This window comes from Streptomyces sp. NPDC101152 (assembly GCF_044768275.1).
GTDB lineage: Bacteria > Actinomycetota > Actinomycetes > Streptomycetales > Streptomycetaceae > Streptomyces.
On the sequence record NZ_JBIWPO010000020.1, the window covers coordinates 116,964 to 136,430 of the forward strand.

Consider the following 19,467-nt stretch of genomic DNA (forward strand, 5'->3'; position numbering starts at 1 on the left):
CGTCCCACCGCACGAGCAAGCCCGCCGGGACTCCGGTCCGGGCACGCGTCAGAGCCTAGTTCACGCTCTGCAACGTTCCCGGTGGAGCGCGGCGGGCAGGTCCCTCGATCGGATCAGCCGATGGTCACACCGATGCGCGCAGGGGGCGTTCAGGACTCGAAGGGGCGGGCCGGCCACGGCGCCTCGGCGGGGCGCAACGCGTCCAGCCCCTCGCCGTTCTGGGCGGCGACGAGCGCCAGAACGCCCACGACGAGGCAGTTGTTGTGCAGGTCGCCGGCGAGGACGCCCCGGACGAGGTCACCGACGGGCACCCGGTCGTGCTCCAGGTCGATCTCCTCGTGCTCGACCTCGAAGCGCTCGCCGTCCGCCTCCGACAGGTCCCGGGCGAGGAAGATCCGTACGGCCTCGTCGCAGCCGCCGGGCGTGGTGTAGACGTCGGTCAGCACCCGCCAGTCCTCGGCCTTGACGTGCGCCTCCTCGTACAGCTCCCGTTGGGCCGCGTGCAGGGGGTTCTCGCCGGGCACGTCGAGCAGGCCGGCCGGGATCTCCCAGAGCTTCTGGCGCACGGGGTGACGGTACTGGCGGATCACCAGGACGCGCCCCTCGTCGTCGAGGGCGAGGACGCCGACCGAGCCCGGGTGGACCTGGTAGTCACGGTGGACGACCGTGCCGTCGGGCATGACCACGTCGTCCGTGCGGACGGAGGTCTTGTTGCCCACGAAGGGGGTCTGGGTCGCCCGGATCTCCCACTCCTCGGGGGTGTCCTTGATCGTCATGCCCTGTCCTTCCCCATGTGCGAGCCCCGTGTGCAAAAACAAGCAGCCGGGGCGCTCACCTTTTGAATGCTCGCGCCCCGGCCACCGTACAACTGTTGTGTCAGTCGGAGTTCTTCCGCTCGACGGCGGCCTTCACCAGGCCCGCGAACAGCGGGTGCGGCCTGGTCGGACGCGAGCGCAGTTCGGGGTGCGCCTGGGTGGCGACCAGGTAGGGGTGCACCTCGCGGGGGTACTCCACGTACTCCACGAGCTTGCCGTCGGGCGAGGTGCCGGAGAACAGGATGCCCGCCTTCTTCTCCAGCTCCGCGCGGTAGGCGTTGTTGACCTCGTAGCGGTGGCGGTGCCGCTCCTCGACGTACTCCTTGCCGTCGTACACCTCGCGCACGATGGAGCCCTCGGCGAGCTTGGCCGGGTACATGCCCAGGCGCATCGTTCCGCCCATGTCGCCCTCGCCGGCCACGATGTCCAGCTGCTCGGCCATGGTGGAGATGACCGGGTGGGCGGTGGCCGGGTCGAACTCGGTGGAGTTGGCGTCGCCGATGTCGGCGAGGTTGCGCGCGGCCTCGATCACGATGCACTGCAGGCCCAGGCAGAGGCCGAGCAGCGGGATCCTGTTCTCGCGGGCGTACCGGATCGCGCCGACCTTGCCGAGCACACCGCGGTCGCCGAAGCCGCCGGGGATGCAGATGCCGTCGACGTCCGCCAGCTGCGCCTTGGCGCCGGCCGGGGTCTTGCAGTCGTCGGAGGTGACCCACTTGATCTTCACGCGGGCCTTGTTGGCGAAGCCGCCGGCGCGCAGCGCCTCGGTGACCGAGAGGTAGGCGTCGGGCAGGTCGATGTACTTGCCGACCAGGGCGAGGGTGATCTCGTGGTCGGGGTTGTGGACGCGGTCGAGCAGGTCGTCCCAGGTCGTCCAGTCCACGTCGCGGAACGGCAGGTCCAGCTTGCGGACGACGTAGGCGTCCAGGCCCTCGCCGTGCACGGTCTTCGGGATGTCGTAGATCGAGCGGGCGTCGGGGCAGGCGACCACGGCTGCCTCGTCGACGTCGCACATCAGGGAGATCTTGCGCTTGATCGCCGTGGGCACCTCGCGGTCGCAGCGCAGGACGATCGCGTCCGGCTGGATACCGATGTTCCGAAGAGCCGCGACCGAGTGCTGCGTCGGCTTCGTCTTCAGCTCACCCGACGGGCCGATGTAGGGCAGGAGGGAGATGTGCACGACGAAGACGTTGTCCCGGCCGACCTCGTGGCGGACCTGGCGGACCGTCTCCAGGAACGGCAGCGACTCGATGTCGCCGACCGTGCCGCCGACCTCGGTGATCACGACGTCGACCTCGTCGGTGGCCATGCGGCGGATGCGGTGCTTGATCTCGTTGGTGATGTGCGGGATGACCTGCACGGTGTCGCCCAGGTACTCGCCGCGCCGCTCCTTGGCGATCACCGTCGAGTAGACCTGCCCGGTGGTGACGTTCGCGGAGCCGTCCAGGTCGCGGTCGAGGAAGCGCTCGTAGTGACCGATGTCCAGGTCGGTCTCGGCGCCGTCGTTGGTGACGAACACCTCACCGTGCTGGAAGGGGTTCATCGTGCCCGGGTCGACGTTCAGGTACGGGTCGAGCTTCTGCATCACGACCCTGAGGCCACGCGCCTTGAGCAGCATGCCGAGGCTGGAGGCGGTGAGACCCTTGCCGAGAGAGGAGGCGACACCCCCGGTGACGAAGATGTGCTTGGTCGTCGTGGCTTTGCTGTTTCGGAAAGCAGCGGGCGGCATGGCCAAAGGGGGGCTCCCGTGGTCGCGGTCTGGGTTGCGGTTCCGGGGTTTTCTCGCCCACCGGTCCACGGGCTACCAGGGTATCAGCGAAGCAGGGCCATGGCTTCCGGCCACGCTCCGCACACGGATCGCCACGGACCCGCACTCTCTCGACTGTTTCCCACCCGTTGCTCACCCGTTCGGCCGATCCCGGTTGCCGGGAGCGGCACACAGATCATCTACGTGCGTCGTATCCTGCTCGGACACTCGCTGCCGAGCCCGGCCGGGTACAGGGCACCACCCCCGCCCACGATGACCGGAACAACGAGAGCTCGTCAGTTCGTTGAGTATCAATTGTCGTTTTGCCACACGGCCAGGACGACTGCTTTGCTTCACCGCTCAACGACGCATTACAACGACCCCTTGACCGCACTAGCGACAGCCCCCTGCTGGGGGTGACGTGGCCGTTCGACTGGAGTTGCACGTGGCCGGGCGCATCGAAGACTACGCACTCATCGGAGACATGCAGACCGCTGCCCTGGTCTGCCGGGACGGCACGGTGGACTGGCTGTGCCTGCCCCGCTTCGACTCGCATGCCATCTTCGCCGGTCTGCTGGGCACCGAGGAACACGGCTTCTGGCGCCTGGGCCCGGCCCACGCCTCCGACGTACAGCCCCCGACGGCGGCCCGGCGGACCTACCGCGGCGACTCGCTGATCCTGGAATCCGAGTGGGACACCCCACGCGGCACGGTCCGCGTGACGGATTTCATGCCGCCGCGTGACGGCGCCCCCCAGCTGATCCGCATCGTCGAGGGCGTCTCGGGCCGCGTACCCATGCGCTCGGCCCTGCGCATGCGGTTCTCCTACGGCCGCGTCGTGCCCTGGGTGCACAAGCACGACGGGCGCACGGTCGCCGTGGCCGGCCCCGACTCGGTCTGGTACGACACCGAGTGCGAGACCTACGGCAAGTCGCTGACCACATACTCGGACTTCACGGTCGCCCCGGGTGACCGGATCGCGTTCACGATCTCCTGGGAGCCCTCGCACAAGCAGCCGCCCGCGCTGCCGGAGCCGGAGCAGTCGCTGCAGGCCACGGAGGACTTCTGGCGGGAGTGGGTCGAGCACTGCACCTACCACGGCCCCTACCGCGAGGCGGTGATCCGCTCGCTGATCACGCTGAAGGCGCTGACCTACGCCCCGACCGGCGGCATCGTCGCCGCGCCCACGACCTCCCTGCCGGAGGACATCGGCGGCGTCCGCAACTGGGACTACCGCTACACCTGGCTGCGCGACGCGGCGATCACCCTGTCCTCGCTGCTGCGCACCGGCTACCGCGAGGAGGCCCGCGCCTGGCGCGAGTGGCTGCTGCGCGCGGTTGCCGGCGACCCCGAGAACCTGCAGATCATGTACGGCATCGCGGGCGAGCGCGAACTCGGCGAGGCGGAGCTGGACTGGCTGCCGGGCTACGAGAACTCCGCGCCGGTGCGGGTCGGCAACGGCGCCGCCCACCAGCTCCAGCTCGACGTGTACGGCGAGGTCACCGAGGCCCTGCACCTCGGCCACATGACCGGCCTCGCCCGCAGCGACTACGCCTCGCTGCTCCAGCTCAAGCTGATCCGCTACCTGGAGCAGCACTGGGACGAGCCGGACGAGGGCATCTGGGAGGTGCGCGGCCCGCGCCGCCACTTCGTGCACTCCAAGGTCATGGCCTGGGTCGCCGTCGACCGCACCATCAAGCTCATCGAGTCCGGTGACGCGGACGGCCCGCTGGAGCGCTGGAAGGAACTGCGCGACGAGATCCACCGGGACGTGTGCGAGAAGGGCTACGACAAGGAGCGCAACACGTTCACGCAGTCGTACGGCTCCAGGGAACTGGACGCCTCCTTGCTCCTGATCCCGCAGATGGGCTTCCTGCCGCCCGACGACAAGCGCGTCATCGGCACCATCGAGGCGATCCAGCGCGAGCTGTCCACGCCCGACGGCTTCATCCTGCGCTACCCCACCGAGGGCGACAGCGAGGGCGTGGACGGCCTGCCCGGCGACGAGGGCGCCTTCCTGGCCTGCTCGTTCTGGATGGCCGACGACCTGGCGATGATCGGCCGCGTGGACGAGGCGAGGAAGCTCTTCGAGAAGCTCCTCTCGCTCCGCAACGACCTCGGTCTGCTCGCCGAGGAGTGGGACCCGCGCCTCAAGCGCCAGGTCGGCAACTTCCCGCAGGCCTTCAGCCACGTCCCGCTCATCGACACGGCCCTGCGCCTGACCGCGTCGGGGGCGTACGGAGGGTAGCCGCTCCGCTCCCTCGGAGTGCTCCCACCTGGGCCGGCGGGCAGCCGCGCGGGTAGCGTCCCGGCTATGGACAGCGGTACGGACAGCGGATTCGTCACCCAGGGTGCTGGGATCACCGTTCAGCGGGCGTTGGAGCTGCCCGGGCTGCGCAGTGGGCTGCCCGAGGTGCTGGCGGGTGCCGACCGGCTGCAGCGCACTGTGCGCTGGGTGCACGCGGGGGAGGTGCCCAACATCGCCTCGCTGCTCAAGGGCGGCGAGCTGCTGCTGACCACCGGCTACGGGCTCGGCACCCGCCCGGCCGACCAGCGCGTGTTCGTCCGTACCCTGGCCGAACGCGGGATCGCCGCCCTGGTCGTGGAGCTCGGCACCCGGTTCACGCGCCTGCCCGCCGCCCTCGTCGACACGGCACGCTCGGCCGGTCTGCCGCTGGTGCAGCTGCACCGCGAGGTGCCCTTCGTGACGGTCACCGAGGAGATCCACACGGAGATCGTCAACGGCCACTACGCGCTGGTGCAGCGGGCCGAGGAGGTGCACCGGCGCTGCACCGAGGCCCTGCTGGACGGCGGCGGGATCCCCCGGGTGCTGCGCATCCTCGCCGGCTTCGGCGGCAACCCGGTCTTCCTGGAGACGACCGACGGGCGGCTGCTGTACGCCGCCGGGGAGGGCCCCGAGGACGCCGATCCGCTCCAGGTGTGGGAGGGGCTGCGCGGCCGGCACCAGGACACCCCGCCGTCCGGTTCCGTGCTGGTGGACGTGCCCGGGGGCGGTCCGGGCACCGGTTCGGTACGGGCGCGGCTGGTACTGCTTCCGGTACGGGCCCCCCTCGCCCCGGTGCACCGGATGGCGGCGGAACGGGCGGCCGGCATCCTCGCCGTCGTCCTGATGCAGGCGCGGCAGGAAGAGGAGCTCGCGGCGCGGGGGCGCGGCGACTTCCTGACCGACCTCGCCGAGGGCCGGGTGACGGCCGAGGACGCGCCCGCGCAGGCCCGCGTGCTCGGCTTCAAGCCGGGTGACAGCCCGCTGCTGCCGGTCGTGATGCGGCTCGGCGACGGCCTCTCCCCCGGTGGAGGCTGGGCGGTGCTGGCGCGCGCGGTGTCCGAGGAGCTGGCCTCGGTGGGGGTGCCCGTACTCCTGGGGGTACGGCCCGTCGAGGGCCGGGTCCTCGTCCTGCTGGGTCTGCGCTCCGAGCCGGAGCGGTCGGCGGTGGCGGACCGGGTCGCGGCGGCGCTGCGGGCCGGGGTGGAGAGGGCCGCCATGCGACGGCCGGGTGACCGGGCGCCGGTGGTGGTCGTGGGCGTCGCGGGCGGCTGGGCGGCGGCGTCGGCGGGCCTGCGGCACGCGGCGGAGACGGCGACCGCGGCGCAGGGTCTGACGGGCCGGCCCTGGTACGACGCCCGCCGCCTCGACATCGACCTCCTGCTGTGGCGGCTGCGCGACCACCCGGACCTCGCGGCCTTCGTCACCCGCGCGATCGGCCCGCTCCGCGACCACGACGACCGCTCCAGGCCGCCGCTGCTGCCCACCCTGGAGACGTATCTGGCCCACGCCGGCCGCAAGGCGGAGACGGCCCGCGAACTCCACCTCAACCGGCAGACCCTCTACAACCGCCTCGCCCGCATCGGCGAGTTGCTGGGCACGGACCTCGACGACCCGCAGACGGTACTGGCGTTGAGCCTCGCCCTACGGGCCCGGCGGCACGTGCCGTAGCCGGTGCCTGCCCTAGATGAGGGGCCGGGGCTGGGTCAACTCGTCGTAGACGCTCAGCACCTGGGCGACCGTCTCGTCCTCCGTCGGCCAGGTGGCCGCCTGCCGGGTGCCCCGGTCCATGAGCAGCTCGCGCCGCTCGGGGTCGGCGAGCAGCCCGGTGACGGCGTCGGCGAGGGCCTTCGCGTCGCCGTACGGGACGAGTTCGGCGGCGTCGCCGACGAGTTCGGGGATGCCACCGACGCGGGTCGCGACGAGCGGTACGCGCGCGTGCAGGGCCTCCTGGGCGAGCACGGAGCGGGACTCCCAACTGCTGGGCAGCAGCGCCACGTCGGCGGCGGCGAGCAGTTCGCCCACGTCGTCGCGGCGCCCGAGGAGCCGCACGGGCAGTTCCTCGTCCTCGATACGGCGCTGCAGCACGCTCCGCAGCGGCCCCTCGCCGGCGATCACCACGAGCGGTACGGGGTTCAGGCGGCACCACGCGCGCGTGGCGTCGAGCAGGGTGTCGTAACCGCGGTGCCGGTCGAGCGAACCGACGGCCAGCAGCAACGGGCGTCCGGTGGCGCCGAGTTCGGCCCGGATCTTGGAGCCGCGCGGGTCCCGGTCGTCCTGCTCGGCGGCCCGGCTCGGCCCGGGTACCGCGACGGCGGCGAGCCGTGCGTCCCGTGCACCGGTCCGGCGGGCCCGGTCCACGAGGTCCGAGCTCGTGCCCAGGACGACCGTCGCGGCCTTCACCACCCGCCGCTCCAGCAGGCGCAGCAGATGCGCCCGCGCGCCCTCCGCCTGCGCGTGGTTGTGCCAGGTGACCACCAGCGGGGTCCGGCGCCCGCTGAGCGCGAGGACGGCGCGGAACGAGGCGTGCAGGCCGTGCGCGTGCACCAGGTCGGCGTTCCGGCACGCCTCGCGGAGCGCGGCGACGGAACCGGGATCGCTGCTGCGCGCCACGTGCACGTGTTCGGCGCCGGCGCCCGTGAAGTCGTAGAGGCGATCGGCCTCGACGGGGGCGCACACCGTCACCCGCACGCCCCTGGCGACGAGCCCGGAGGCCAGTGAACGCACATGCGCGCTGCTGCCGGCGTTGCCGCCGCCCAGCACCTGCACGGTGCGCAGCGGCGACTGACCGTGCTGCGGATGGCTGCTGGCGGGGCTCACGTGGCCGGGGCTCCTGGTTCGGGTCGGGCGGTCACGAAGAAGGTACAGAAGGTCCGGGCGGAGCGGGTGTACCGCGCGGTTTCCTCCACCTTCCCCATCAAGGATGCCAGCACGTACGGGTGTTCCGGCAACGCGAAGAGGGCGGGGAACGGGCGGAAACCCGGGTGGCGTCACTCACACGAGTGAGGCGTCCCGCGGCGCCCGGTCGCCCGACTTCCGGGCGGCCCCTACCCGTCGGCGCGGGCCGTGGCCAGCAGCTCCTCCGCATGTGCCCGGGCCGTCTCCGAGTCCTCCTGGCCGGCGAGCATCCGCGACAGTTCCCGGACCCGCTCCTCGCCCTCGAGGACCTTCACGCCGGACCGGGTCACGGACCCGTCGTTGGTCTTCTCGACCAGCAACTGCCGGTCGGCGAAGGCGGCCACCTGGGGAAGGTGCGTGACGACCACGACCTGAGCGGTCCTGGCGAGCCGTGCCAGCCGCCGGCCGATCTCGACCGCCGCCTTGCCGCCGACGCCGGCGTCGACCTCGTCGAAGAGGTACGTGGGCACGGGATCCGTCCCCGCGAACACGACCTCGACGGCCAGCATCACGCGCGAGAGCTCACCGCCGGACGCGCCCTTGGCGATGGGCCGCGGCGGCGCCCCCGGGTGCGGGGCGAGCAACAGCTCGACCTCGTCGACGCCGGACGGCCCGTAGGCGACCGGGCGCCCGCCGACCTCGACGCCCTCCGGGTCCTCGGTCTGCCGGATTTCGAAGGACACGCGCGCGTGCGGCATGGCGAGCGAGGCCAGTTCGGCGGTCACGGCAGCCGCGAACCGCTCGGCGGCCTCCGCCCGCGCGTCGGTCAACGCCTGGGCGAGCCCGCCCAGTTCGGCCCGCAGGGCGTCCCGTTCGGCGGTGAGCTCGTCGATCCGCTCGTCGTCGCCGTCCAGCTCGGTCAGCCGCGCCGCGCTCTGCTCGGCCCACGCCAGCACGGCGTTGACGTCCTCGCCGTACTTCCGGGTCAACGCGGTGAGTGCGGCCCGCCGTTCCTCGACGGCCGCGAGCCGCAGGGGATCCGCGTCGAGATCGTCGGCATAGCCCGCCAACTCCCCGGCCACGTCGCCCAGCAGGATCCCGATCTCCCCGATCCGGTCCGCGAGCGCGGCCAGCGACGGATCGTGCGAGCGCACGGCGTCCAGGGCCCGCTGGGCTCCGGCCACGAGGGTGGTGGCGTCGATGCCCTCGGGGTCCTCCGGGTTCCCGGCGAGGGCGGCGTGCGCGGCCGTGGCGGCGGACGACAGCGCCTCCGCGTGTCCGAGCCGTTCCGCCTCCTCGGCCAGCTCGACGTCCTCCCCGGCCCGCGGCTCCACGCCGGCGATCTCCTCGAGGCCGTAGCGCAGCATGTCGGCCTCCTGGGCCCGCTCACGCGCGCGCGTGACGATCTCCTCCAGCTCGACCGAGACCGCCCGCAGCCGCCGGTAGGCCTCGCCGTACTTGGCGAGCGGCCCGGCGACGGCCTCACCGGCGTACCGGTCGAGCGCCTGCCGCTGCCGGGACAGCTTCAGCAGCCCCTGCTGGTCGGTCTGCCCGTGCACGGCCACGAGGTCGTCGGCGAGGTCGGCGAGGAGTCCGACCGGCACGCTGCGTCCGCCCACGTGCGCCCGCGACCGCCCCTCGGCGGAAACGGTACGGCTGATCAACAGGGCCCCGTCGTCGAGCTCGGCCCCGGCCTCCTCGGCCCGCACCACGGCGGAGGCGTCCGCGGGGACGCTGATCCGCCCCTCGACCACGGCCTTCTCGGCCCCGATCCGCACGAGCGCCGCGTCCGCCCGGCCGCCGAGCAACAGCCCGAGACTGGTGACGACCATGGTCTTGCCCGCACCCGTCTCACCGGTGACGGCGGTGAACCCGGGCGACAGCTCGACGACCGCGTCGTCGATGACTCCGAGCGACCGTATCCGCATCTCTTCCAGCACGGCTACGACCTTACGAGGTAGGGGCGGACATACGCGAGGCACCCTGTCACTCGGGCGAGTGGAGGTTGTACGGGGCTAGTGCGGAGCCCCCCGCCATCCGGAGACCGGCAGCGCGAACTTCGCCACCAGCCGGTCGGTGAAGGACGCGTGGTGCAGCCGGGCGAGCCGCACCGGTACGGCTCCGCGCCGCACCTCGACCCTCGCGCCCGGCGGCAACTCGAACGTCCGGCGCCCGTCGCACCACAGCACACCCGGGGGGATGTGCGGCAGCAGCTCCACCGCGAGGACGGAGTTCGGCGAGGTCACGAGCGGCTTCGCGAACAGGGCGTGCGCGGAGATCGGCACCATCAGCAGGGCCTCGACCTCGGGCCACACCACGGGCCCGCCCGCCGAGAAGGCGTAGGCCGTGGACCCGGTGGGCGTGGACAGCACGATGCCGTCGCACCCGAATCCCGTGACCGGCCGCCCGTCGATCTCCAGCACCACCTCGAGCAGCTTCTCGGCGCCGGCCTTCTGCACCGCCGCCTCGTTCAGTGCCCAGTCGGTGTGCACGATGTCCCCGTTGCGGTGCACGACGACGTCGACGGTCATCCGCTCCTCGACCTCGTACGACTTGGACACGACCCGGTCGACGACCTTGTCGAGGTCGTCCCGCTCGGCCTCCGCGAGGAACCCGACGCTGCCGAGGTTGACGCCGAGCATCGGCACCCCGGAGGCCCGTGCGAACTCGGCGCCCCGCAGCAGCGTCCCGTCACCGCCGAGGACGATGAGCAGCTCGCACCCTTCGAGGCACTGCGGAGTGGCCTCCTTGACCAGCTCCACCTCCTCCGGCAGCGGCAGGTCGGCGGCCTCGTACTCCAGGACGCGCACGCCGATGCCCTCGCGCAGCAGCCCCTTCACCACCAGCTCGGCGCTGCGGATGGCCGCCGGCCGTCCGGTGTGGGTGAGCAGGAAAACAGTACGAGCTCGGTTCTGTGTCAACGCGGCCCCTCCGCTACTGCACGGTCAACGTCGGCCGGGTCCAGTTCGGGTGCCCCGGCCCGCAGCCACAGAAAGTACTCGACATTTCCGGAGGGTCCGGGCAACGGACTGGCGGTGACACCCTGCACTCCGAGCCCGAGTTCCCACCCCTTGTGGGCCACACCCCGCACGGCCTCCGCCCGCAGCTGCGGACTCCGTACCACTCCCCCGCTCCCCAGCCGTTCCTTCCCCACCTCGAACTGCGGCTTGACCATCATCACCAGATCGGCATCCGGCTTCACACACCGCACCAGGGCGGGCAGTACCAGGCCGAGCGGGATGAAGGACAGATCCCCCACGACAAGATCCACAGGCTCCCCATCGATCGCTTCGAGCGTCAACTCGCGTACGTTCGTACGGTCCTTGACGGTGACGCGTTCATCGCTCCGGAGAGTCCACGCGAGTTGTCCGTATCCGACGTCCACGGCGACGACGTGCGCGGCGCCCGCTCGCAGCAGCACGTCCGTGAACCCGCCGGTGGAGGCGCCGGCGTCCAGCGCCCGCCGCCCCTCGACGACGAGCCCCCGCGGCACGAACGCCTGCAGGGCGCCCGCGAGCTTGTGCCCGCCGCGCGAGACGTAGTCGGGGTCGTTGTCGTCGGAGGCGACGACGATCGCCGCCGCGGTCTCCACCTGGGTGGCCGGTTTGGTCGCGACGGTCTTGCCGACGCTGACCCGTCCGGCGGCGATCAGCTGCCCGGCATGCTCACGCGAGCGCGCGAGCTTCCGGCGGACCAGCTCCGCGTCCAGCCGGCGGCGTGCGACTCCTGCCACGTTCGGTTCAGCTCCTGTTCCCGTACGGCGATGGGGGCCCCGGAGGTCCCGGGCGGGCGTCGAGCGCGGTCAGCGTGTCGCGCAGCCCCCGGTGTACATCCTCATACACCTCGAGATGTCCGTCGGTGGCGAGGTGGTCGGTGTCGCCGAGGCGCTCCAACTGGGCGTCGACCTCGGCGTTGCCGGTCGGGGTGCGGTCCACGTTCAGCGGGGCGGGCGCGGCGGGGTCGTAGGCGGGTTCCGCCGCCGGCTCGGGTGGTTCCTGCGGGCCGGCGCCCTGCGGCACTGTGTCGCTCATGCCCAGACGCTACCCCGAAGCCCTGGGGTACCGTCGATGCCGATGGCCACGATCGAGGAGTGCCGCGCCGCACTCGAGAAGCTCTCGGACAACATGCAGCACGCCGAGGGGGACGTCCGCACCGCCACGTCCCTGGACCGCTCGGTCAGCTGCCGGATCACCGACCTCGACGTCACCTTCGTCGGCCGGATGACCGGCGGCCGGATCGTCGTGCGGGACACGGTCCAGGGTCCGCCACCGGAGAAGGCCGAGATCAGACTCACCATGAAGGGCGACGACCTGGTGGCCCTGGTCAACGGCGAGCTGAACTTCGCCAAGGCCTGGGGCTCGGGCCGGGTGAAGCTGGAGGCGGGCCTGCGCGACCTGTTCCAGCTCAGGAAGCTTCTGTAGCCACCACACGCGCGCGTGCCGTGCGCGCCGCAGGCACCACCAGCGGCGTCCCCGTCTCCGGATCGTCGATCACCTGGCAGCGCAGTCCGAAGACCTCCTCCACCAGCTCCGCCGTGACGATGTCCTTCGGCGCGCCCTCGGCTACGACCTTCCCCGCGCGCAGCGCGATCAGGTGCGTGGCATACCGCGCGGCGTGGTTGAGGTCGTGCAGCACCGCGACCAGCGTCCGCCCCTGCTCCTCGTGCAGTTCGGCGCACAGGTCCAGGACGTCGATCTGGTGCTGGATGTCCAGGTACGTCGTCGGCTCGTCGAGCAGCAGCAGCGGGGTCTGCTGGGCGAGCGCCATGGCGATCCACACCCGCTGCCGCTGGCCGCCGGACAGCTCGTCGACATACCGCTCCGCGAGTTCGGCGACCCCGGTCCGCGCCATGGACTCCTGGACGACCCGCTCGTCCTCGGCGGACCACTGGCGCAGGACGCCCTGGTGCGGATACCGGCCGCGGCCGACGAGGTCGGCGACGGTGATCCCGTCGGGCGCGATCGGCGACTGCGGCAGCAGCCCCAGCGTGCGGGCGACCTTCTTCGCGGGCATCGACCGGATGACCTGCCCGTCGAGGAGCACCCGGCCCCGACTGGGCCTGAGCATCCGCGACAGCGCCCGCAGCAGCGTGGACTTGCCGCACGCGTTCGGGCCGACGATCACCGTGAAGGAGTTGTCGGGGATCTCCACCGAGAGCTGCTCGGCGATGACCCGCTGGTCGTAGGCGAGGGTGACGTTCTCGGCGGACAGGCGGTTCACAGTGCTCCTCGGGGTGTACGGGTTCGCCGAGCCGCTCATATCCGGCCCGCCTTGCGCTCGGTGACCAGCAGCCACAGCAGGTAGACGCCGCCGAGGACCCCGGTGACCACGCCGACGGGCAACTGGTCGGCGCCGAACAGGCGCTGGGAGGCCCAGTCGGCGGTGACCAGGAGGGCGGCGCCCATGCACAGGGACGGCAGGAGGTTGGGGCCGGGTGAGCGGGTGAGCCGACGAGCGAGCTGCGGGGCGGTGAGCGCGACGAAGCTGACGGGTCCCGCGGCGGAGGTGGCGGTGGCGACGAGCATCACGGCCGCCACCATCAGCAGCGCCCGCACCCGCTCCACGCGGACGCCGAGGGCGCCCGCGACATCGTCGCCCATCTCCATCATCCGCAGCCCGCGGGCGTTGGCGAGGACCAGCGGTACGAGCACCGCGCACAGCGCGAGCAGCGGCCAGACCTGGGCCCAGTCACGGCCGTTGAGGGAACCGGTCATCCACACGACCGCGCGGGCCGCGTCGACCAGGTCGGAGATGGTGAGCAAATAGCCGTTCACCGCCGTGACGACCGCGGAGACGCCGATCCCGACCAGGACCAGTCGGTAACCGTGCACACCCCGCTTCCAGGCGAGCAGATAGATGGCGAGACCGGTCAGCAGGCCGCCGACGAGCGCGCCCACGGTGACCTGGGCCGCGCTCCCGGAGAACAGCACGATCATGGTGAGGGCCCCGGCGGTCGCCCCCTGCCCGAGGCCCAGCACGTCCGGGCTGCCCAGCGGATTGCGGGTGACGGCCTGGAACAGCGCCCCGCCGAGCCCCAGCGAGGCACCGACCAGCAGCCCCACCAGGACCCGCGGCAGCCGCAGCTCCCCGACGATGAACTCCTGACCCGCGGTGCCGTCGCCGAGCAGGGTCTTCACCACGTCACCGGCCGGGATCGGGAAGTCACCGGTGCCGAGCAGCACGACACTCGCGGCGAGCACCGCGAGCAGCAGCAGGACGACGACGGTGACGGCACGGACGTCCAGGCGCAGCGACAGCCCGCCGGGGGTGCGCACGACTCGGGTGGTCTTCACAGCCGCGCCGTCCTCCGTCGCCGTACCAGAAAGATGAAGACCGGCCCCCCGACGAGGGCGGTGACGACGCCGACCTGGAGCTCCGAGGGGCGGGCGACGACGCGGCCGATCACGTCGGCACCGAGCAGCAGCACGGGCGACAGGATCGTGGCGTACGGCAGGATCCAGCGCAGGTCGGGGCCGGTGAAGGACCGTACGACGTGCGGGACCATCAGCCCGACGAAGGCGATCGGCCCGCAGGCGGCGGTCGCCGCCCCGCACAGCACGGTCGCCGCCAGCATGGACAGCGCCCGGGTGCGGTTCAGGTCGGCGCCGAGGGCCTTCGCGGTGTCGTCGCCCATGGCCACGGCATTGAGCGGCCGGGCGAGCCCGAGGGCGAGGAGCGTGCCGGCCGCGAGGAACGGCAGCACCTGGAGGATCGTCGCCTCGGTGGCCGAGGCCAGCGAGCCGACCGTCCAGAAGCGCATCCTGCCGAGCGCCGCGTCGTCCGTGATCATCACGGCCTGGAGATAGCCGTACAGCGCCGCGCTGATGGCGGTTCCGGCGAGGGCGAGCCGCACCGGGGTCGCCCCGCGGCTGCCGCCGAGGAACCAGACCAGCGCGCCGACGGCGGCCGCGCCCAGGAAGGCGAACCAGACGTAGTCGCTCAGGCTGGTGACGCCGAGGTACGTGATCGCCGTGACGACCGCGGCGGAGGCGCCCGCGTTGATGCCGAGCAGTCCGGGGTCGGCGAGCGGGTTGCGGGTGAGCGCCTGCAGGACGGCTCCCGAGAGGCCGAGTGCGGCACCGGCGAGCAGCCCGAGGACGGTCCGGGACAGCCGCTCGTCGACGACGACGTCGCCGTACGTGCCCGTGTCCTGGAAGATCCCGTGCCAGACCTGTTGAAGCGACAGCCCCTTCGCCCCGATCGCGATGCTCGCCAACGCGACGAGCACCAGGACCAGGACGGACGCGAGCAGCCCAAAGGTACGTACCGCCCTGCGGGTTGGGGGCGCGGGGGCGGTTTCCGCGCGCTGTTCGGGAGGACCGTCGACCAACACAGAAGTTAGGTTAGCCTACCCTAGCCCCCCCGCTTCCCGGTGCTCAGAACCCCAGCCGCGCCAGCGCCTTCCCCGTGTCCAGCTCGCACACACCCTCGCCGGCCGCCGTCCAGGCCGCGGCGCAGAGTGCCCGCAACCCGTCCAAGGCCTCTCCGTCACCGTCCAGTTGGAGCCGCTCGGCACCCGCCGTCGCCGTCCAGCCGCCGCACCGGAAACCGCCGTCCGCCTCGCTGACCTCCGGCTGTCCCGTGAGCAGCCCGCGCAGATCGGCGTCGACGTACGTCGGCCGGTGCTGCGGGGGCGCGGCGAGGAGCTGGGCGCCGTCGGTGACGCCGGTGAGGACCAGCAGCGAGTCCACCTCGCCGTTGAACGCTCCCTCGATGTCCGTGTCCAGCCGGTCACCGACCACCAACGGCCGCTCGGCGCCGGTACGGAGGATCGTCTCGCGGTGCATCGGGGGCAACGGCTTGCCCGCCACCTGCGGTTCGGCACCGGTCGCTATGCGCACGACCTCCACGGCAGCGCCGTTTCCCGGGGCGATCCCGCGCGCGCTCGGAATCGTCAGGTCGGTGTTGGAGGCGTACCAGGGGACCCCGCCCGCGATGGCGTAACAGGCCTCCGCGAACCGCCCCCACGGCAACTCGGGCCCGCCGTACCCCTGCACGACCGCCACCGGCTCGTCCTCCGCCGACTCGACGGGCTCGAGCCCCCGCTCCCGCAACGCGACCCGCAGCCCCTCACCGCCGATCACGAGTACCCGGCCCCCGTGCGGCACCTGCTCGCTGATCAACCGCGCGACCGCCTGGGCGGACGTGATGACGTCCTCGGCCCCCGTCGGTATCCCCAGCTCGGTCAGATGCTCGGCCACCTTCTCCGGGGTGCGCAGCGCGTTGTTGGTGACGTACGCGAGGTGCATCCCGCCCTCGCGGGCCCTCGCCAGCGACTCGACCGCGTGCGCGATGGCGAGGCCCCCGGCGTACACCACCCCGTCGAGGTCGAGCAGCGCGGTGTCGTACGCCTCGTTCAGGGCCTGCCCACTGCCCTCGGGCCTCGTCCTGACCTTCTGGCTCATTCCGCATCGCTCCTCGTTCGACGGCTTTCCCCCGATCATCCCGCACGCCACTGACACACGTACGATGCCGGGATGAACACTGCAGGTCACCCGGAAGCAACGGCGCGCCGAGGCCTGGAACTCACCCCGTTCCGAGGCCTGCGGTACGACCCCGACCGGGTCGGCAGCCTGGCCGCCGTGACATCCCCGCCCTACGACGTCGTCGTACGCCCCGACGGCGTGCACCACCTGCAGGACGCCGACCCGCACAACATCGTCCGCCTGATCCTTCCGCAGGCCCCCACGCCCAGCGCGCGCAACGAGCGGGCCTCGGACACCCTGCGCCGCTGGTTCGACGAAGGTGTTCTGACCGCCGACCCCGAGCCGGGTCTGTACGTCTACGAGCAGCGCCACGACGACGGCACGCTGCAGCGCGGCATCATCGGTGCCCTGCGCGTCTCGGACCCGTCCGAGGGTGTGGTCCTGCCCCACGAGGACGTCATGCCCCATGTGGTCGCCGACCGCGCGGCCCTGATGCGGGCCACCTCCGCGAACCTCGAACCGCTGCTGCTGACCTACCGCGGCAACGGCTCGGCGGCCGCCACGAGCGAGGTCGTCGAACGGGCCGCGGACCGGCCGCCGCTCCTCTCTACGACCACGGAGGACGGGTTCAGCCACCGCCTCTGGTCGGTCACCGACCCGTCCGACGTGGCCCGCATCCAGTCCGAACTCGCCGACCACCAGGCGCTGATCGCCGACGGCCACCACCGCTGGGCGACCTACCGCCGGCTCCGCACCGAACATCCCTCGCCCAGCCCCTGGGACTACGGCCTGGTCCTGCTGGTCGACACGACCCGCTACCCGCTCCGGGTCCGCGCCATCCACCGCCTGCTGCACGGCCTGCCCGTCGCGGACGCGCTCGCGGCCGTAGGAGGCCTCTTCCGAGTACGGCGTCTGGACGCGTCCCTCCCGGCAGCCCTGGAGGCCCTCGCCGACGCCGCCTGCGCGGGCAACGCGTTCCTCCTGGCCGGCGACGGCACCTTCCACCTGCTCGACCGCCCGGACCCGGACCTGCTCGCCCGGACGATCCCCGCCGACCGCCCGGCAGCCTGGCGCACCCTGGACGCCACGGTCCTCCACGCCACGCTCCTCGACCACGTCTGGCACATCCCCGAGGACTCCCCGGCCCACATCGCCTACATCCATGACACGGCCGCCACGGTCGCCAAGGCGGAACGTGACGGCGGTACGGCCGTGCTGCTGCACCCGGTCCGCGAGGAGGTCGTGCGCGATCTGGCCCGCCAGGGCGTGACGATGCCCCGCAAGTCGACGTCGTTCGGCCCGAAGCCGGCGTCCGGCCTGGTGCTGCGCGCGCTGGACCTCTGACACGCAAAAGGGCGGGACCCCATGGTCCCGCCCTTTCTTGCAAGCGTCAGTCCTCGCCGCCCTCGACCTCGGCATCCGACTGAGTGCCGTCGCCTTCCTCGCTCTCGTCGAAGGCGTCGACGAACTCGACCCCGTCCAACTCGGCGAGCCGGTCCGACGCGTCCGTGCTGCCGTCCCGGTCGGCCTCCACGGCCTTCGCGAACCACTCCCGCGCCTCGCCCTCCCGGCCGGCGGCGAGCAGGGCGTCGGCGTAGGCGTACCGCAGCCGCGCGGTCCACGGCTGGACGGAGTTGGACGCCAGCTCGGGGCTCTGCAGCGTCACGATCGCCGCCTCGAGCTGCCCCATGTCACGCCGGGCGCCGGCCGCGACGAGCCGCATCTCGACCTGGCCGGCCTTGTCCAGCTTGTGCACCTCGGGCGCCCCGGCCATGTCCAGCGCCTTCTCGGGCCGCCCGAGCCCACGCTCACAGTCGGCCATCAGCGGCCACAGCTCCGCGCTCCCGGTCATCCGCCGCGCCGCCCGGAACTCGGCCAGTGCCTCGGAGTACTTCTGGTTCGCGTAAGCGGCGAAGCCGGCCGCCTCCCGTACGGCGGCCACGCGCGAGGCGAGCCGCAGGGCGACCTTGGAGTACCCGTACGCCCCCTCGGGGTCCTCGTCGATGAGCCGCGCGACCATCACCAGGTTCTTGGCGACGTCCTCGGCGAGCGTCTTGGGCAGGCTCAGCAGCTCCTGCCGTACGTCCTTGTCGATCTCCTCGCCCGTGACGTCCTCGGGAATCGGCAGCCGCTTGATCGGCTCCCGGTCGCGGTCACGATCCCGGTTCCGGTCATCGCGGAAGCGGCCACCGCCCTGCCGGTCGTCCCGTCCACGGAAACCTCCGGGACGACCGCCGCGGTCGTCACGCCGGAAGGAGGGCCGCTCACCGCGGTCGTCACGACGGGGGCCACGGTCACGGTCGTCGCGCTGGTAGGCGGGACGGGAGCCACGGTCACCGTCACGCCGATCGTCCCGACGCCCGTACCCGCCACCGCGGTTGTCGTCACGCCGGAAACCGCCCCGGTCGCCGTCACGCCGCTCGCCGCGGTCGTCGCGCCGGAAGGGCGGGCGCTCACCGCGGTCGTCACGACGAGGGCCACGGTCACGGTCGTCGCGGCGGAACGGGGGACGCTCGCCACGGTCACCGCGGTCGTCGCGCCGGAACGGCGGGCGCTCGCCACGGTCGTCACGACGAGGGCCACGGTCACGGTCGTCGCGGCGGAACGGGGGACGCTCGCCACGGTCACCGCGGTCGTCGCGCCGGAAGGGCGGGCGCTCGCCACGGTCGTCACGACGGGGGCCACGGTCACGGTCGTCGCGCTGGTAGGCGGGACGGGATCCACGGTCACCGTCGCGCCGATCGTCCCGACGCCCGTATCCGCCACGGTCACCGCGATCGTCACGCGGGCGGTCATCACGACGACCGTATCCGCCACCCCGGTTGTCGTCACGGCGGAACCCGCCGCGGTCGTCGCGGCGGAACGCGGGACGCTCGCCACGGTCACCGCGGTCGTCGCGCCGGAAGGGCGGGCGCTCACCGCGGTCGTCACGACGGGGACCGCGGTCACGGTCGTCGCGCTGGTAGGCGGGACGGGAGCCACGGTCACCGTCACGCCGATCGTCCCGACGCCCGTACCCGCCACCGCGGTTGTCGTCGCGCCGGTCATCACGTCGGTCATCCCGACGGAAGCCACCACGGTCACCGCGGTAACCGCCACGATTTCCGCGGTCCCCACTGTCCCGTCGCCGCTGGTCGCGCTCCGGTCGGTCGTCGGGAGAGTTGGTGGACATCGGTGACTCCTGTCTTCGGTACTGCAAGCATGGCAAAAACGAAAGGACCCCTGGTCCCAGCTGAACGCTGGGACCAGGGGTCCTTCCAAAGATTGTTCGGCGGCGTCCTACTCTCCCACAGGGTCCCCCCTGCAGTACCATCGGCGCTGTAAGGCTTAGCTTCCGGGTTCGAAATGTAACCGGGC

16 protein-coding genes, 1 rRNA gene and 1 pseudogene are annotated in these 19,467 nt (G+C 72.2%); 4 read left to right on the top strand and 14 right to left on the bottom strand.

Going from position 1 to position 19,467, the window contains the following annotated elements; all coding sequences use genetic code 11:
• Positions 1-149: 149 nt before the first annotated feature.
• Together ACIRVK_RS25065 and ACIRVK_RS25070 are read right to left on the bottom strand one after the other, a co-directional pair.
• Positions 150-776 (bottom strand): NUDIX domain-containing protein, encoded by a 627-nt coding sequence (locus ACIRVK_RS25065; protein ID WP_404250637.1) that lies wholly within the window; start codon positions 774-776, stop codon positions 150-152.
• A 100-nt stretch (positions 777-876) separates the two neighbouring features.
• Positions 877-2,544, bottom strand: a complete 1,668-nt coding sequence (locus ACIRVK_RS25070) for a CTP synthase (protein WP_404250639.1) — start codon at positions 2,542-2,544, stop codon at positions 877-879.
• A gap of 463 nt (positions 2,545-3,007) precedes the next feature.
• Here ACIRVK_RS25070 and ACIRVK_RS25075 point away from each other — a divergent pair, with 463 nt between their 5' ends.
• Both ACIRVK_RS25075 and ACIRVK_RS25080 read left to right on the top strand, forming a co-directional pair.
• Entirely contained in the window at positions 3,008-4,810 is a 1,803-nt protein-coding gene (locus ACIRVK_RS25075; protein ID WP_404250672.1) for a glycoside hydrolase family 15 protein, read from the top strand.
• Between the two features lie 66 nt (positions 4,811-4,876).
• On the top strand, positions 4,877-6,517 hold the full coding sequence (locus ACIRVK_RS25080) for a PucR family transcriptional regulator (RefSeq protein WP_404250641.1): 1,641 nt from the start codon (positions 4,877-4,879) through the stop codon (positions 6,515-6,517).
• A 12-nt stretch (positions 6,518-6,529) separates the two neighbouring features.
• On the opposite strand, the gene ACIRVK_RS25085 is transcribed toward ACIRVK_RS25080, so the two are convergent.
• The 5 genes from ACIRVK_RS25085 to ACIRVK_RS25105 all read right to left on the bottom strand — a co-directional run bounded on the left by ACIRVK_RS25085 (position 6,530) and on the right by ACIRVK_RS25105 (position 11,715).
• Complete coding sequence (locus ACIRVK_RS25085; RefSeq protein WP_404250643.1) at positions 6,530-7,666, bottom strand: glycosyltransferase family 4 protein; 1,137 nt, start codon at positions 7,664-7,666, stop codon at positions 6,530-6,532.
• A gap of 227 nt (positions 7,667-7,893) precedes the next feature.
• Entirely contained in the window at positions 7,894-9,612 is a 1,719-nt protein-coding gene (gene recN / locus ACIRVK_RS25090; RefSeq protein WP_404250674.1) for a DNA repair protein RecN, read from the bottom strand.
• Between the two features lie 87 nt (positions 9,613-9,699).
• A complete protein-coding gene (locus ACIRVK_RS25095) occupies positions 9,700-10,605 on the bottom strand; it encodes an NAD kinase (RefSeq protein ID WP_404250645.1) in 906 nt (301 codons plus the stop codon).
• Positions 10,602-11,417 (bottom strand): TlyA family RNA methyltransferase, encoded by an 816-nt coding sequence (locus ACIRVK_RS25100; RefSeq protein WP_404250647.1) that lies wholly within the window; start codon positions 11,415-11,417, stop codon positions 10,602-10,604. The genes ACIRVK_RS25095 and ACIRVK_RS25100 overlap by 4 nt, the downstream gene beginning before the upstream one ends.
• Positions 11,418-11,424: 7 nt before the next feature.
• Entirely contained in the window at positions 11,425-11,715 is a 291-nt protein-coding gene (locus ACIRVK_RS25105) for a hypothetical protein (protein WP_404250649.1), read from the bottom strand.
• A gap of 42 nt (positions 11,716-11,757) precedes the next feature.
• Here ACIRVK_RS25105 and ACIRVK_RS25110 point away from each other — a divergent pair, with 42 nt between their 5' ends.
• Positions 11,758-12,105, top strand: a complete 348-nt coding sequence (locus tag ACIRVK_RS25110) for an SCP2 sterol-binding domain-containing protein (protein WP_404250651.1) — start codon at positions 11,758-11,760, stop codon at positions 12,103-12,105.
• Here the strand turns inward: ACIRVK_RS25110 and ACIRVK_RS25115 are convergent.
• Genes ACIRVK_RS25115 through ACIRVK_RS25130 form a run of 4 tightly spaced genes read right to left on the bottom strand, consistent with a single transcriptional unit; the run spans position 12,089 to position 16,089 of the window.
• A complete protein-coding gene (locus ACIRVK_RS25115; RefSeq protein WP_404250653.1) occupies positions 12,089-12,943 on the bottom strand; it encodes an ABC transporter ATP-binding protein in 855 nt (284 codons plus the stop codon). The two genes, ACIRVK_RS25110 and ACIRVK_RS25115, sit on opposite strands and share 17 nt — an antisense overlap.
• The gene (locus ACIRVK_RS25120) at positions 12,940-13,977 is read right to left on the bottom strand and encodes a FecCD family ABC transporter permease (protein ID WP_404250655.1); all 1,038 of its coding nucleotides are present in this window, start codon (positions 13,975-13,977) and stop codon (positions 12,940-12,942) included. Before ACIRVK_RS25120 ends, ACIRVK_RS25115 begins: the two co-directional genes overlap by 4 nt.
• Positions 13,974-15,017: a FecCD family ABC transporter permease gene (locus tag ACIRVK_RS25125; protein ID WP_404250656.1), complete on the bottom strand. Its 1,044-nt coding sequence runs from the start codon at positions 15,015-15,017 to the stop codon at positions 13,974-13,976. The genes ACIRVK_RS25120 and ACIRVK_RS25125 overlap by 4 nt, the downstream gene beginning before the upstream one ends.
• A gap of 43 nt (positions 15,018-15,060) precedes the next feature.
• Positions 15,061-16,089: an HAD hydrolase-like protein gene (locus tag ACIRVK_RS25130; RefSeq protein ID WP_404250658.1), complete on the bottom strand. Its 1,029-nt coding sequence runs from the start codon at positions 16,087-16,089 to the stop codon at positions 15,061-15,063.
• Between the two features lie 72 nt (positions 16,090-16,161).
• On the opposite strand from ACIRVK_RS25130, the gene ACIRVK_RS25135 reads away from it, so the two are divergent.
• The gene (locus ACIRVK_RS25135) at positions 16,162-17,454 is read left to right on the top strand and encodes a DUF1015 domain-containing protein (protein ID WP_404250660.1); all 1,293 of its coding nucleotides are present in this window, start codon (positions 16,162-16,164) and stop codon (positions 17,452-17,454) included.
• A 46-nt stretch (positions 17,455-17,500) separates the two neighbouring features.
• Here the strand turns inward: ACIRVK_RS25135 and ACIRVK_RS25140 are convergent, their stop codons facing one another.
• From ACIRVK_RS25140 to rrf, 3 genes and pseudogenes are all read right to left on the bottom strand, one after another.
• Positions 17,501-18,238, bottom strand: coding sequence for a hypothetical protein (locus ACIRVK_RS25140; RefSeq protein WP_404250676.1), 738 nt, complete (start codon positions 18,236-18,238; stop codon positions 17,501-17,503).
• A gap of 207 nt (positions 18,239-18,445) precedes the next feature.
• A pseudogene (locus tag ACIRVK_RS25145) lies at positions 18,446-19,282 on the bottom strand (tetratricopeptide repeat protein); the annotation flags it as partial.
• 94 nt (positions 19,283-19,376) lie between these two features.
• Positions 19,377-19,467 (bottom strand): 5S ribosomal RNA (gene rrf, locus ACIRVK_RS25150); the annotation flags it as partial.